General features: G+C 72.6%; 14 protein-coding genes and 1 tRNA gene. 6 read left to right on the top strand and 9 right to left on the bottom strand.

What is annotated here, in order from left to right; all coding sequences use genetic code 11:
* Positions 1 to 130: 130 nt before the first annotated feature.
* Both ABTW87_RS29155 and ABTW87_RS29150 read left to right on the top strand, forming a co-directional pair.
* Complete coding sequence (locus ABTW87_RS29155; RefSeq protein ID WP_350654528.1) at positions 131 to 313, top strand: hypothetical protein; 183 nt, start codon at positions 131 to 133, stop codon at positions 311 to 313.
* Positions 310 to 507 (top strand): DUF397 domain-containing protein, encoded by a 198-nt coding sequence (locus ABTW87_RS29150; protein ID WP_350654527.1) that lies wholly within the window; start codon positions 310 to 312, stop codon positions 505 to 507. Before ABTW87_RS29155 ends, ABTW87_RS29150 begins: the two co-directional genes overlap by 4 nt.
* 22 nt (positions 508 to 529) lie before the next feature.
* Here the strand turns inward: ABTW87_RS29150 and ABTW87_RS29145 are convergent, their stop codons facing one another.
* On the bottom strand, positions 530 to 1105 hold the full coding sequence (locus ABTW87_RS29145; protein ID WP_350654526.1) for a DinB family protein: 576 nt from the start codon (positions 1103 to 1105) through the stop codon (positions 530 to 532).
* 24 nt (positions 1106 to 1129) lie between these two features.
* A tRNA-Ser gene (locus ABTW87_RS29140) sits at positions 1130 to 1216 on the bottom strand.
* Between the two features lie 142 nt (positions 1217 to 1358).
* Here ABTW87_RS29140 and ABTW87_RS29135 point away from each other — a divergent pair.
* On the top strand, positions 1359 to 2357 hold the full coding sequence (locus ABTW87_RS29135; RefSeq protein ID WP_350654524.1) for an NAD(P)H-quinone oxidoreductase: 999 nt from the start codon (positions 1359 to 1361) through the stop codon (positions 2355 to 2357).
* Here ABTW87_RS29135 and soxR read toward each other — a convergent pair.
* Positions 2354 to 2782 (bottom strand): redox-sensitive transcriptional activator SoxR, encoded by a 429-nt coding sequence (gene soxR, locus ABTW87_RS29130; RefSeq protein WP_350654523.1) that lies wholly within the window; start codon positions 2780 to 2782, stop codon positions 2354 to 2356. The genes ABTW87_RS29135 and soxR overlap by 4 nt on opposite strands.
* A 46-nt stretch (positions 2783 to 2828) precedes the next feature.
* On the opposite strand from soxR, the gene ABTW87_RS29125 reads away from it, so the two are divergent.
* Positions 2829 to 3581, top strand: coding sequence for a thiamine pyrophosphate-binding protein (locus tag ABTW87_RS29125; RefSeq protein ID WP_350654522.1), 753 nt, complete (start codon positions 2829 to 2831; stop codon positions 3579 to 3581).
* 2 nt (positions 3582 to 3583) lie between these two features.
* A complete protein-coding gene (locus ABTW87_RS29120; RefSeq protein ID WP_350654520.1) occupies positions 3584 to 4474 on the top strand; it encodes a transketolase family protein in 891 nt (296 codons plus the stop codon).
* A 15-nt stretch (positions 4475 to 4489) separates the two neighbouring features.
* On the opposite strand, the gene ABTW87_RS29115 is transcribed toward ABTW87_RS29120, so the two are convergent.
* Positions 4490 to 5197, bottom strand: coding sequence for a glycosyltransferase family 2 protein (locus ABTW87_RS29115; protein WP_350654519.1), 708 nt, complete (start codon positions 5195 to 5197; stop codon positions 4490 to 4492).
* Between the two features lie 275 nt (positions 5198 to 5472).
* Here ABTW87_RS29115 and ABTW87_RS29110 point away from each other — a divergent pair, with 275 nt between their 5' ends.
* Positions 5473 to 7068 (top strand): ricin-type beta-trefoil lectin domain protein, encoded by a 1596-nt coding sequence (locus ABTW87_RS29110; RefSeq protein ID WP_350654518.1) that lies wholly within the window; start codon positions 5473 to 5475, stop codon positions 7066 to 7068.
* 69 nt (positions 7069 to 7137) lie between these two features.
* Here the strand turns inward: ABTW87_RS29110 and ABTW87_RS29105 are convergent, their stop codons facing one another.
* The 5 genes from ABTW87_RS29105 to ABTW87_RS29085 form a co-directional block, all read right to left on the bottom strand.
* Positions 7138 to 7710, bottom strand: coding sequence for a hypothetical protein (locus tag ABTW87_RS29105; RefSeq protein WP_350654516.1), 573 nt, complete (start codon positions 7708 to 7710; stop codon positions 7138 to 7140).
* 61 nt (positions 7711 to 7771) lie between these two features.
* Positions 7772 to 9226: a sensor histidine kinase gene (locus ABTW87_RS29100; RefSeq protein WP_350654515.1), complete on the bottom strand. Its 1455-nt coding sequence runs from the start codon at positions 9224 to 9226 to the stop codon at positions 7772 to 7774.
* Positions 9219 to 9905 (bottom strand): response regulator transcription factor, encoded by a 687-nt coding sequence (locus tag ABTW87_RS29095; RefSeq protein ID WP_350654514.1) that lies wholly within the window; start codon positions 9903 to 9905, stop codon positions 9219 to 9221. The genes ABTW87_RS29100 and ABTW87_RS29095 overlap by 8 nt, the downstream gene beginning before the upstream one ends.
* Before the next feature lie 69 nt (positions 9906 to 9974).
* Positions 9975 to 10490 carry a hypothetical protein gene (locus tag ABTW87_RS29090; protein WP_350654513.1) on the bottom strand — a complete coding sequence of 172 codons (516 nt, stop codon included), beginning with the start codon at positions 10488 to 10490 and terminating at the stop codon, positions 9975 to 9977.
* 114 nt (positions 10491 to 10604) lie between these two features.
* Entirely contained in the window at positions 10605 to 12227 is a 1623-nt protein-coding gene (locus tag ABTW87_RS29085; RefSeq protein ID WP_350654511.1) for a glycoside hydrolase domain-containing protein, read from the bottom strand.
* Between the last annotated feature and the right edge of the window lie 74 nt (positions 12228 to 12301).

Genomic DNA, 12301 nt, shown 5'->3' with positions numbered 1-12301 from the left:
CTCAAAACCGGCACCCACTACGACGAAACCACCGCCTGGGCCCACCGCACCCAACCCGCCGCCGCTTGACGCCCCAACGACATGGGATGTCTGACTCGCACCGCCGCGTCCTCCAACCGAGGAACCGGGCGTGCAGTACACCGGCCGGCACCCAGGTCAGGTCCTGGGCGGCCGACGCGAAGTACGAACCCAGGTAGAGCGCCAGGGACACCGGCGCCCGCCGAACTCGGTCTGGTCCGACCTGGAAGCGCTCGCGTCCGATGAGGCAGAATCAGAGAAAATGATCAACTTGATCATCGAGGAGCGCTCATGAGTGACCTGGCCGGTGCCGTCTGGCGCAAGAGCACCCGCAGCGGCGGCAGCGGCGGCAACTGCGTGGAGATCGCCGACAACCTGCCCGGCATCGTCGGCGTACGCGACAGCAAGGACCAGGCCGGTCCGGCCCTGCGATTCGCCCCGGAGGCGTGGTCGGCATTCGTGAGCGCCGTCAAGCAGCACAGGCGCTGAGCGGCACGACGCGCCGAAGGCGTCATCCGCCGTCAGCTGCCGCCCGGGCAGCCCGCTCGACCTTCGCCCGGTAGGCCTCGCGGGCCGCCGTGTCGATCTGTTCCTCGTACTCCGCCCGCACCCCGGTCCGGCCGTCGAGCTGCTCGCGCAGGATGTCGGCGTGCCCGGCATGCCGGGTGGTGTCCTGAAGGACGTGGACCATGACGTTGAACAGCTTGACGTCGGGGCGCGGCCACCACGGCACGTGGCCGGGCGCGTCGACGGGAAGCTCCTTGATCGTCGCGTCCGCATGTTCCCAGGCGCGCCGATAGAAACCGATTATCTGTTCGCGGCTCTCGTCCGGGGTCACCCACAGGTCGCTGCCGTCCGCGTCCTGCCATCGCTGCAGCGGCTCCGGGAACGGGCGGTCGAAGATCTCGCCGAAGTACCACGCCTCGCAGGTCGCCACGTGCTTGACCAGGCCGAGAAGATTTGTCCCCGTCACTGTCAGAGGACGACGGACGTCGTACTCGGACAGGCCATCGAGCTTCCAGACCAGCACCTCACGGATCCGCCTCAGCTGGCCGTGCAGGTGGTCCTTCGCGAAATCATCGATCATGCAACAGGAGCTTGCCATGGGGAGCGGAGGGTGTGGGATTCGAACCCACGAGGACGTTGCCGCCCTACCGGTTTTCAAGACCAGCGCCATCGGCCACTAGGCGAACCCTCCCGGGCCGCACCCCCGGGGGGGACGCGACCGTGCCTAGTCTGCCACGGCCGCCCGCCACGTGAGCAGGCACGCCCAGCAGGTCCACAGTGGCTCCGGCCGGGATGGCCTGCCGAGGTGCGGGGGCGTCGGGTAGACAGGGACCATGCGCGCGATCACGATCCCGGAGCCCGGTGGACCCGACGCACTCGTCTGGGCGGAGGTGCCGGATCCGGAGCCCGGCCCGGGCGAGGTGGTGGTCGACGTGCGGGCCGCCGGCGTCAACCGCGCCGACCTGCTGCAGCGGCAGGGGCACTACCCGCCACCGGCGGGCGCGCCCGCGTACCCCGGTCTGGAGGTCTCGGGCGTGGTCAGCGCGACCGGCCCCGACGTGACCGGGTGGGTGGTCGGCCAGGAGGTCTGCGCGCTGCTGGCCGGCGGCGGGTACGCGGAGCGCGTCGCCGTGCCGGCCGGTCAACTCCTGCCGGTGCCGGCGGGGGTGGACCCTGTCGACGCGGCGGCCCTGCCCGAGGTGACCTGCACCGTCTGGTCGAACGTGGTGCAGCTGGCCAGGTTGAGCAGCGGGGAGACGCTGCTGGTGCATGGCGGGGGCAGCGGGATCGGCACCCTCGCGATCCAGCTCGGGTCGGCGCTCGGGGCGACGGTCGTGGTGACCGCCCGGTCGGCGAAGCACGACCGGCTGCGCGAGCTGGGGGCCGCGCACGCGATCGACTACCAGGAGCAGGACTTCGTCGAGGAGGTCCGGCGGGTCACCGCGGGCCGGGGCGCGGACGTGATCCTCGACATCATGGGCGCCTCCTACCTGGGGCGGAACGTGGCCGCGCTGGCCACCGGCGGCCGGCTCGTGGTGATCGGCCTGCAAGGCGGCCGGAAGGGTGAGCTGGATCTCGGCGCGCTGCTGGCGAAGCGGGCGACGGTGGCCGCCACCGCGCTGCGCGCCCGGCCGACGGCGGAGAAGGCGGAGATCGTGCGGGGGGTACGCGAGCAGGTGTGGCCGCTTGTCGAAGCGGGGAAGATCCGCCCGGTCGTGGACCGGCGGCTGCCCATGGCGGACGCCGCCGCGGCGCACCGCCTCGTGGAGTCCAGCGGGCACGTCGGGAAGGTGCTGCTGCTTCCGTCCCACGGTCCGATGGCGGGAGGCTAGACCCGGCGCGGCCCGGCCCCCTCGGCGGCCAGCGCGTCGCCCGGGTTGTAGAGCGTGCAGCGCCGCAGCGAGAGGCACCCGCAGCCGATGCAGCCGTCGAGGTCGTCGCGCAACCGGGTCAGGAGCGTGATCTTCTGGTCGAGCTGGTCGCGCCAGGCGCGCGAGAGCCGGGACCAGTCCTCCGGCGTCGGGGTACGCGAGGCGGGCAGCGAGTCAAGCGCCGCACGGATCTCGTCAAGCGAGATGCCGACCTGCTGCGAGATCCGGATGAACGCCACCCGGCGCAACTCGGTCCGGGCGTACCGGCGCTGGTTGCCGCCGGTGCGCTCGGCCCGGATCAGCCCGAGCCGCTCGTAGTAGCGCAGCGCGGAGGGCGCCACCCCGCTGCGCTCGGAGAGCTGGCCGATGGTCAGTGGCTCCTGCATCACGTCGCCTTGAGTTGAAGTTGGGTTCAACTTGCAGGCTATCCGCATGTCTTCACTCGCCACCACAACCACACTCGCCGAGGCCGCCGCGCCGCTCGACGGCCGGCGCCCGATGTCGCCGCTCGACGGCCACCACCCGGTCGCGCCGCTGCTGGAACGCATCCGGGCCGGCCGGGACTTCGGCGCGAACGTCTACTCGACCCTCGACGTGCTCCGGGTGCTGTACAACCGGATCCTGCGGGTCAGCCCCGATACGGTCGACGACCCGGAGCGGGACCGCTTCCTGCTCTCCAAGGGGCACGCGGTCGCCGGCTACTACGCGGTGCTCGCCGCGAAGGGGTTCATCCCCCTCGCCTGGCTCGACGACCAGGGCGGTCCGACGAGCCGGCTCGGCGACCACCCCGACCGGCTGCTCGTACCCGGAGTGGAGATCGGCTCCGGGTCGCTCGGCCACGGCCTCGGTCTGGGCGTCGGCACCGCGCTCGGGCTGCGCGCCCAGGACCTGCTGGACCCGCGCGTGTACGTGCTGCTCGGCGACGCCGAACTGGACGAGGGCTCCAACCACGAGGCGATCGCGTACGCGGGCGTCACCGGCCTGGCCAACCTCACCGCGATCGTGGTCGACAACTCCTCCGCCACGCACGGATGGCCGGGTGGCGTGGCGGCCCGGTTCACCGTCAACGGCTGGACCGCCGCCACCGTCGACGGCCGCGACCAGGAAGCCCTGCACCGCGCCCTGACCGGGCACGACAACCACCGGCCGCACGTCGTCGTCGCGGTCGTCGACTCCGGGGAGTGACCGTGCGCGACACCTTCATCGACACCACGACCGCACTGCTGGCCGAGGACCCGCGTACGGCGCTGGTGCTGGCCGACATCTCCGCCGCTGCGTTCGCGCCGGCCGCGGCCCGCCACCCCGACCGGGTGCTCAACGTCGGAATCCGGGAACAGCTGATGGTCGGGGTGGCCGGCGGGCTGGCGCTGACCGGGCTGCGGCCGATCGTGCACAGCTACGCGCCCTTCCTCGTCGAGCGCGCGTACGAACAGCTCAAGCTCGACCTCGACCACCAGGGTGCAGGCGCGGTGCTGGTGAGCGTCGGCGCCTCGTACGACCGGGCGGCCGCCGGGCGTACCCACCTGTCGCCGGCCGACGTCGCGCTGATCGACACCCTGCACGACTGGGCCGTGCACGTTCCCGGGCACCCCGCCGAGGTGGCGGGGCTGCTGCGCGCCGCGGTGGGCACGGACACCTCCGCGTACCTGCGGCTGTCGGTGCTGCACAACGACCGGACGCGCGGCGGCGACGGCGCGCTCCAACTGGTGCGGGACGCCGGACCCGGGGCGGCGCTGCTGGTGGCGGTCGGGCCGACCCTGGACGCGGCGCTGGCCGGGGTGACCGATCTGCCGGTCACGGTGGCGTACACGAACCGGCCGCGACCGTTCGACGTCGCCGGGCTGCGGGCGCTGGCCGGCCGGGACGTGATCCTGGTCGAGCCCTACCTGGCCGGTACGTCGAGCCGGGTGGTCACGGCCGCGCTGGCCGACCGCGCGCATCGGCTGTTGACTCTCGGCGTCGGGCGGCAGGAACTACGGCGGTACGGGTCGGCCGACGACCACACCCGCTGGCACGGGTTGGACGCGGCGGGGCTGCGGCGGTCGGTGGCGGACTTCCTGTCACCGGCGCTGGTCTGAGCGGCGGTCGGCTCTTCAGGGGGCGGGGACACCCGCAGGGCGGCGCCGGGTCCGCTCCCGGCCGAGGATCCAGAGCGCCTCGACGCCGTCCTTCCAGGTGATCTTCTTGCCCTCCTCGCGACCGCGGGCGCGGTAGCTGATCGGGACCTCGTACGGGCGGATCCGGCGGCGCAGCAGCTTGCCGGTCACCTCGGCCTCCATGCCGAAGCCGCGCGAGCGGATCCCCAGGGAGCGGTACAGCTCCACCGGCATCAGCTTGAAGCAGGTCTCCAGGTCACCGATGTAGGAGTTGAACAGGACGTTCGCGGCCATCGTGACACCCTTGTTGCCCATCACGTACCAGAAGCTGTACGCGCTGTGGCTGCCGAACGTGCGATTGCCGTAGACGACCTTGGCGCGGCCGTCGAGGACCGGCGCGAGCAGCTTCGGGATGTCCTGCGGGTCGTACTCGAGGTCGGCGTCGAGAACGACCATGTACTCACCGTCGGCGTTGTCGACCGCGGTCCGGATGGCCGCGCCCTTGCCGGCGTTGCGGGGATGGGTGATGACGCGCACCCGGGAGTCGTCGGCCCGACCGAGGATCTCCCCGGTGCCGTCCCGGCTGCCGTCGTCCACCACGACCAGCTCGATCTCGCACGGGTAGTCGACCGCGAGAGCCTGCTTCAGGGCGTCCGCGATGCGTTCTTCCTCGTTGTAGACCGGCATGAGGATCGAGAGCTTCACGGAATTCTCCTGGAGAACGGACAATACGACGCCATAGCGTACCCCGGTCCGCTGATCCAGATGCCCAGCCCGGCGACCCGGCGGCCGGCTCGGAGGTGGTGGACGACGGGTCGCCGGGGCCTCCGCCGCCGGTGCCGGGCCGACGCCCGTCCGGATCGTCCGGTTCCGCATTCCGCGCGCAACCATTCTGAGAACTATTCACATCATTGAATAAGTCGCGTTACCTTCCGGTAACTCGATCGACGTCCCGCGATCGAGCCGAAAGGAGTGCGTCGATGCTTGGCAACCCCAGGCGCGCACGGACGACCAGACGGCGGGCCCTCACCGCCATGATCGCCACCGCGCTCATCCTCCCGATGCTCGGCCTGCCGGCCACCGCCGCCGGCGCTGCCGACCGTCCGCCCGTCCAACCACTCCCCGCCCACCTCGAGTCCATCCGCGCGAGCGAGGCCACCGCTCTCTACGGCTCTCCCGGCATCCGACCCATCGAGCAGCGCCGTACCGCGCTGATCACCATGGGCGACAGCGAGATCTCCGGAGAAGGCGTCGGGAACTACATCCCCGGCACGCACCAACCCGGCAACTGGTGCGACCGCTCGTACGACCAGGCGGTGTTCCGCACCGGCATCGCCGCCGACGAGCGGTACAACATCGCCTGCTCGGGAGCCACCCCGTGGAACCTCATCGCCGGTGGCCCGACCCAGCACAACGAGCTCAACCAGGGCGACCACCTCGCCATCAAGGCGCGCAACACCCACATCAAGCTGATCTGGGTCGTGGTCGGCGCCAACGGCGACGGCACCATCCAGTTCGGCCCGGTCGCCACCGACTGCGCCGTCCGCCGGGTCTTCTTCCAGGGCCCGTGCTGGCCCACCTACACCGACCAGTGGACGGTCCGCACCGACGGCAGCCGGCGCGCCGTCGAGGACGCGCTACGCGACATCCGGCAGACCATGACGCGGGCCGGGTACCTCACGTCGGACTACGAACTGGTGCTCATGTCGTACCCGAGCCCCGGCAGCCCCGACGTCGAGGACAACCCGAACTTCCCCGGCTGGTACTCCGGCGGTTGCCTGCTCTACCTCGCCGACATGGCGTTCGCCCGGAACAAGGCGGTGCCGCTGTTCGAGCGGGCACTGCGGGCGGCGGCCGCCAACACCGGCACCCGTTACCTGGACGCGAGCCGCCTCTTCCACGGCCACGAGGTGTGCATGGACGTGACGGCGGTGCGCGGCCTCTACATCGAAGTCGGCATCTGGGACGAGAACGCGGCCCGCCAGTCGTTCCACCCGAACTACCGCGGCCACGGCATGTTCGCCCAGTGCATCACCCAGTTCTGGAACAGCGGGCAGGCACAGGCGACGTGCGTCGACCCGGCCAGCACCGGCAACGGCGTCCTCTACTCCGGACTGTTCGAGTTCCGGCAGCTGCGCAACGCGGCCACCGGAACCTGTGTGGACGGCAAGGGGTACGACTCGCGCAAGGGCACCGTCCAGCAGTCGTACGGCTGCCACGGTGGTCGTAACCAGGGCTTCTGGTACGACGCGACGCGCCAGTCGCTGCACTCGGAGCTGTCCCACGACCGGTGCCTCGACGTGTCCGGCGGATCGCTCACCTCCGGCACGGCGGTGAACATCTACGACTGCCACGGCGGCGCCAACCAGAAGTTCGTCTTCAGCGGCTCGCAGATCAAGCCGGCCGGCAACAGCAACCTCTGCCTGGCGTTCGACAACCCGTTGTTCGGCACTCCGCGGCTGCGGTTGGCGAACTGCTCCACCAGCAGCCGCCAGCAGTGGGCGTTCGAGTCCCGGTCCTTCGCCAACCCGGTCGGCTACGGCCACGACGACTGGATCGGCTCGCGCGTCTACTGAGGTGCGGACCGGGTGCTGTTAAGAGGGGCCCCTTGTACAACGCGAGGCGTTAACAAGGGGCCCTTCCTTTCACTTCAGCAGGATGAGGCGGGCGGTTCCGCTCTCGCCGTCCTTGAAGCCGGCGACGCCGATCGCCCGACCCACCTCGACGGCCTCCGGCTGGACCGTGTCGCGCCGCTCCAGCACCCGCAGCTCCGGGCCGAACGTCCAGTTCATGGTGAAGCCGTCGGACGACTTCACGGTCATCGTCCGGCCGTCGATCGCGGTCACCTCACCGCGCTGGACGGCCACCGTCCGCGTACCGTCCTTCGTCTGCACCACCGCCTCGCCGTGCAGCATGTTCCGCCGCAGCAGCACGCGGGCCTGCCGGCGCTCCCGGCGTTCCTCGGCGCGCTCCCGCCGCGGCTTCTCCCCGCCCGGCGACGCCTGCGGCGAGGCCGGGGCGGCGAGGGTCGTCACGTCCAGCTCGGCCGGGTCGAAGCCCAGCGCGGCGAGGGCCAGGCCCTCCGCACCCATCGCCGCGGTGACGTCGACGGCCGCGACCTCGCTCTGGGCGCTGGTCACCGGTGCCGGACCGCAACCGCCGACCCCCAGCGCGACCGCCGCGAGCAGGGCGGTGGTGGCGATTCCCCAACGTGCCATGGTGTCTCCCTCTTGTTCCGTCCGGTTGCGCCAAGCCTGCCCGCGACCGGCGAGCGGACCGTCAGGCCGATGTTCGGGTCCGGTAAGGATCCGGGGGCAACCGGACGTGGAACGCCGCCCCGCCCTCCGGCGCGTGCCCGGCGGCGATCTCCCCGCCGAGCCGTCGGACCAGGCCCGCGGCGAGCGCCAGCCCCAGGCCGCTGCCGACCGTGCGCACCCCCCGGTACCGCTGGTGCAGGGCACCGCGCTCGAAGGCCACCGCGAGGTCGTCGTCGGTCAGGCCCGGTCCACCGTCCCGGACCTCGATGACACCGCCGGCGGCCGGGTCCGGACCCGCCGGCCGGGCCGCGAGCACCACCGGCGCCCCCGACGGTACGACCCGCAGCGCGTTCTCCAACAACCCGTCCAGCACCTGCCGGATGCGCCCCGGATCGGTGTACGCGGGCACCGGCCGGTCCGGCACCTCGACCCGGAACACCACCCCCGCGGCGGCGCACCGGGCCGCCCACGTCCGCTCCGCGTCCGCGACCAGCCGCGTCAGGTCGACCGGCGCCGGATCCAGCGGGAAGTCGGCGGCTTCCAGCCGGGCCAGGGCCAGCAGGTCGCTGACCAGCCGGTCCAGGTGCTCCGCCTCCGCGAGCACGGTGCGCCCGGTGGCGGTCAAGTCATCCGGCCCGAGCACGCCGTCGGCGAGGGCCTCCGCGTACCCCCGGATCGCGGTCAACGGCGTCCGCAGCTCGTGCGAGACGGAGAGCAGGAACTCCCGTTGCCGCCCCTCGCTGGTGGCGAGCGCTGCCGCCAGCCCGTTGAGCGCCTCCGCCAGGTCCGCCACCTCGTCGGGAGGCTCCACCGGCACCCGGATCGCGCGTTCACCGGCCCGCAGCCGGGTCGCGGCGTCCGCCGCCCGGCGGATCGGCCGGGCCAGGCGGCGGGCGAGCAGCAGACCGGCGGCCACGCCGGCCGCCAGCCCGGCCAGCAACGGCAGCCAGAGTCCCCGCACGACCGCCCGCCACACGCCGCCCCGCGACACGGCCCGGGCGAGCACCACCCCGTCGCCGCCCGGCAACGCCCGCCCTTCGACGAGGGCCGGGCGCCCGGCGACCGGGCGGCGACCGGAGACGTCCCGTCCCTCGGCGATCCGCTGCACGACCCCGGACGGCAGGCCCGGCCGGTCGGCCACGCCGCCTCGGATCAGGTACGCCTCGACGCCCTGCGCCCGCAGTTGCCGGATCAGGCGCTGCTCGTCGGCGACCCGCCGGGTGTCCAGCCGGCTGCGCAGCGCCTCGGCGGCGACGCGGGCCTCGGCGGCAAGTGCCTGCTGGTCCCGGCGCTCCACACCACGGACCGCCAGGGGCACCGCGACGATCGCGGTGACCAGCACCGACACCATCGCGACCGCGCAGGTCACCAGCACCGCACGGGTGGTCAGCGTCCGGCCCGACCGGGTACGCGGTAGCGGCCACGTGCCGGCCAGCGGCAACGCCACGGTCGGCTGGTCGGCCGGGTGGTCACGCATCGGCGGCGTACCCCACGCCCCGGTGGGTGCGGATCATGCTCGCTTCGCCGAGCTTCGCGCGTACCTGCGCCACGTGCACGTCCACCGTGCGGGTGCCGGCGTGCGCGGCGTACCCCCAGACGCCGGCGAGCAGTTCCTCCCGGGTGAAGACCCGGCCGGGTCGGGCCATGAGGTGGGCCAGCAGGTCGAACTCGGTCGAGGTCAACTGGACCGGGACGCCGGCCGCGGTCACCGTCCGGCGGTCCGGGTCGAGCGTGACCGCGCCGACCGTGCGCGGCCGGCCGCCGGGCGGGCCGGCCGCGCGGCGCAGGACCGCCCGGACGCGGGCCACCAGTTCACGCGGGCTGAAGGGCTTCGTGACGTAGTCGTCGGCACCGAGTTCGAGCCCGACGACGCGGTCCACCTCGTCGTCGCGGGCGGTGAGGAAGATGACCGGCGTCCAGTCGCCCGCCTCGCGCAACCGGCGGCAGACCTCGGTGCCCGGCAGGTGGGGCAGGGCGATGTCGAGGACGCAGGCCACCGGGCGCAGCCGGCGGGCGGCGGCGAGGCCGGCTTCGCCGTCGCGTTCCAGGTGTACGCCGAAGCCGTCCCGGGCCAGGTAGAGCCGGACCAGATCGGCGATGGCCGGCTCGTCCTCCACGACGAGGACGAGCCCGCGGGGCGGCGCGTCGGCGGTCACCGGCCCATGATGGCCGACCGGGACGGCGCCGGAGTGTCCGGTACGTGTTCGGGTTCGGTAAGGAAGCGGTCAGCGCACGACGACGGGCCGGAACGCGGCGGACCGGGCGGCCGCCGCGGCGGCGTCGCCGATCGTGGCGACCAGCCGCTCGCGCGAGGTGCGTACGCGGGTGCGGAAGGCGTGGTTGAGCAGCGCGTCGAGCTGCCACACCTGCTTCGGGTGCCGGGCACGGATGAGGAACCGCTCCCGTACGCCGTCGATGGCGGTGGCGGCCAGCTCGATCGAGTGCAGGCGGGGATCCGGGCTCCAGGTGACGTTGCTGAGTTCCCGCAGTTCGGTGTTGAGGTGCAGGCGCAGCCGGTGCAGCACCCGCGTCTGCTGGGTGACGACCAGCCGCCGGTGGGTCAGCAGCAGCAGGTACTCACCGGTCGTCGACCGGTCCGGGCGGCTGCACCGGGTGACCAGGATGGTGGCGTCGCCGGATCCGACGCAGCGGCGGAAGACCGGCATGTGCCGGGTGGCGGTCTGGGTCGCGAGACCGGCCTCGGCGGCGGCCGGGAGGAACGTTCGGGAGAAGACGTCCATGCTCTGCCCAACGACGTCTGCCCGACGGTGACGCGGCCTGCAGAGCGCAATTTGCAAGTTCCACGCCCGCCGTCGCACCGACAGTGCGACGGCGGGCGTACCGCTCCGACCGCCCTAGAGAAGGGGACGCTGCACCGTGGTCCACCGGTTGCCGACCCGGACCGGTGCCGACCACCCGCTGCCCGACCAGCTGTAGCGGTCGAGCGTGCCGGTCCGTGCGTCCAGCGCCATCAGGTCGGCGCGGCCGTCGCGGTCGAAGTCACCGACGCGGACCAGGTCCCGCTTGCCGGCGAAGCCACTGCCGACCCGGACCGGCGAACCGAGCTTCCCCGCCGTGCTCACCGGGTACCGGTACAGCTCGCCGGTGCTCTTCTTCCGGGCGATCAGGTCGACCTGGCCGTCACCGTCGAGGTCCGGCCCACCGGTCAGCTCGTCCATGGCGCCCCACCCGCTGGCCGCCAGCACGATGCGGCTGCCGAATGCGGTGCCCCGGCCCGGGTACAGGTAGAGCGCTCCGGCCGAGCTCACCGCCAGCAGGTCCGGGTACCCGTCCCGGTTGTGGTCACCGATCGGCGTGATCTCCCGCAGGCCGGTCCATCCCGTGCCGATCCGGATCCGGGACGCGAGGCCACCCGAGCCGGTGCCGGGATAGAGCCAGAGGTTGCCGGTCGCGGCCTCGCGGGCGATGACGTCCTCGCCACCGGCCCGGTCGAAGTTCCCGGGGCGGACGACGGCGTCCATGCCCTTCCAGCCGCCGCTGAGGGAGACCGGGACGTTCAGGCTGGTGCCGTTGCCGGCGCGGACGCGGAGCTGGCCGGTGAGGCCGTCCACGTACAGCAGGTCGGACCAGCCGTTCCCGGTGAAGTCGCCGGTCGACGTGGTGGGCAGCGTCGCGAAGTCGACGTAGTTCGAGTCGATGTTGATGGTGACGCCGCCCCACGTCTCGTCGTGGTCGCCCCGGTACTGCTTCATCCGCCGCTTCGGCGCCCAGTAGCCGGCCGGGATGGCCGGGTCGTCGACCGTCGCCACCCCGTCCCACTTGGCGAAGTCCAGGTAGTCCGGGCGGACGTGGTCAACCCGGGGGTACGCCGCCACCTGGTCGGCCACCCCGGAGGAGAGGCTGCTGTAGTAGCCGGAGAGGAAGCCGTTGTCGTGCACCCGCGCGGACCAGGCGCTCACGTAGCGGTTCACCGCGTCGGTGCAGACCGGGTCGGGCGTCGGGTACGCCTCGATGTCGACGATCAGCACACTGTCCCGCGCGAGGCCCAGGTTGCGGGCCTGGGTGGCGGCGTCGTCCGCCTCGGCCCGCCCCTGCGCCTCCGCCAGCGACGGGTCGATGCGCCGGCTGAAGTTCGGCGCGCACGGTGCCTGCAACCCGACGTACAGCGGGATGATCCGCCAGCCCGCCGCCAGCTGGGCGGCCACCCACTCGCGGGTCAGGTTGGGTTGGCCGCAGGCACGGTTGACCCCACCGATGTAGACCCCGACCGCCCGGTACGGCGACTGCAGCCAGGCCTGCATCTGCGCGCTGGAGGGCGCCGTGCAGGTGTCGAAGGCGTACCCGGTGAAGGTGCCCGGCTGCGGCCCGGTGACCGCGGCGACCGGCCGGAAGTCGGAAGCGGCGCCGGTCGTCGGCGGCGCGGTGAGTGCGGTGGTCCCGATCAGCGCGGTCGCCAACGCGGCGGTGAGACCGGTGGCGAGGCGACGCGAGCGGCACCCGGAGGTGCGAAAGATCATTGGTCCCCGTTTTCGTCGGATCGACAGGCCGGCGGGCGTCCACAGTCGTCACTCGACGCCGGCCGGCTGATTCT

Source organism: Micromonospora sp. NPDC126480 (assembly GCF_040302465.1).
In the GTDB taxonomy this organism is placed as follows: Bacteria; Actinomycetota; Actinomycetes; order Mycobacteriales; family Micromonosporaceae; genus Micromonospora.
The sequence above is the reverse complement of the archived record's forward strand: the minus strand, read 5'-3'. Positions and strand labels throughout refer to the sequence as shown.

Bases quoted from the DNA above. Each gene is read 5' to 3' on its own strand.
- ABTW87_RS29150 (WP_350654527.1), top strand. From the start codon at position 310: ATGAGTGACCTGGCCGGTGCCGTCTGGCGCAAGAGCACCCGCAGCGGC.
- soxR (WP_350654523.1), bottom strand. From the start codon at position 2,782: ATGCAGGAGCCACTGACCATCGGCCAGCTCTCCGAGCGCAGCGGGGTG.
- ABTW87_RS29085 (WP_350654511.1), bottom strand. From the start codon at position 12,227: ATGATCTTTCGCACCTCCGGGTGCCGCTCGCGTCGCCTCGCCACCGGT.
- ABTW87_RS29100 (WP_350654515.1), bottom strand. From the start codon at position 9,226: ATGCGTGACCACCCGGCCGACCAGCCGACCGTGGCGTTGCCGCTGGCC.
- ABTW87_RS29125 (WP_350654522.1), top strand. From the start codon at position 2,829: ATGTCTTCACTCGCCACCACAACCACACTCGCCGAGGCCGCCGCGCCG.
- ABTW87_RS29145 (WP_350654526.1), bottom strand. From the start codon at position 1,105: ATGATCGATGATTTCGCGAAGGACCACCTGCACGGCCAGCTGAGGCGG.
- ABTW87_RS29090 (WP_350654513.1), bottom strand. From the start codon at position 10,490: ATGGACGTCTTCTCCCGAACGTTCCTCCCGGCCGCCGCCGAGGCCGGT.
- ABTW87_RS29110 (WP_350654518.1), top strand. From the start codon at position 5,473: ATGCTTGGCAACCCCAGGCGCGCACGGACGACCAGACGGCGGGCCCTC.
- ABTW87_RS29105 (WP_350654516.1), bottom strand. From the start codon at position 7,710: ATGGCACGTTGGGGAATCGCCACCACCGCCCTGCTCGCGGCGGTCGCG.
- ABTW87_RS29135 (WP_350654524.1), top strand. From the start codon at position 1,359: ATGCGCGCGATCACGATCCCGGAGCCCGGTGGACCCGACGCACTCGTC.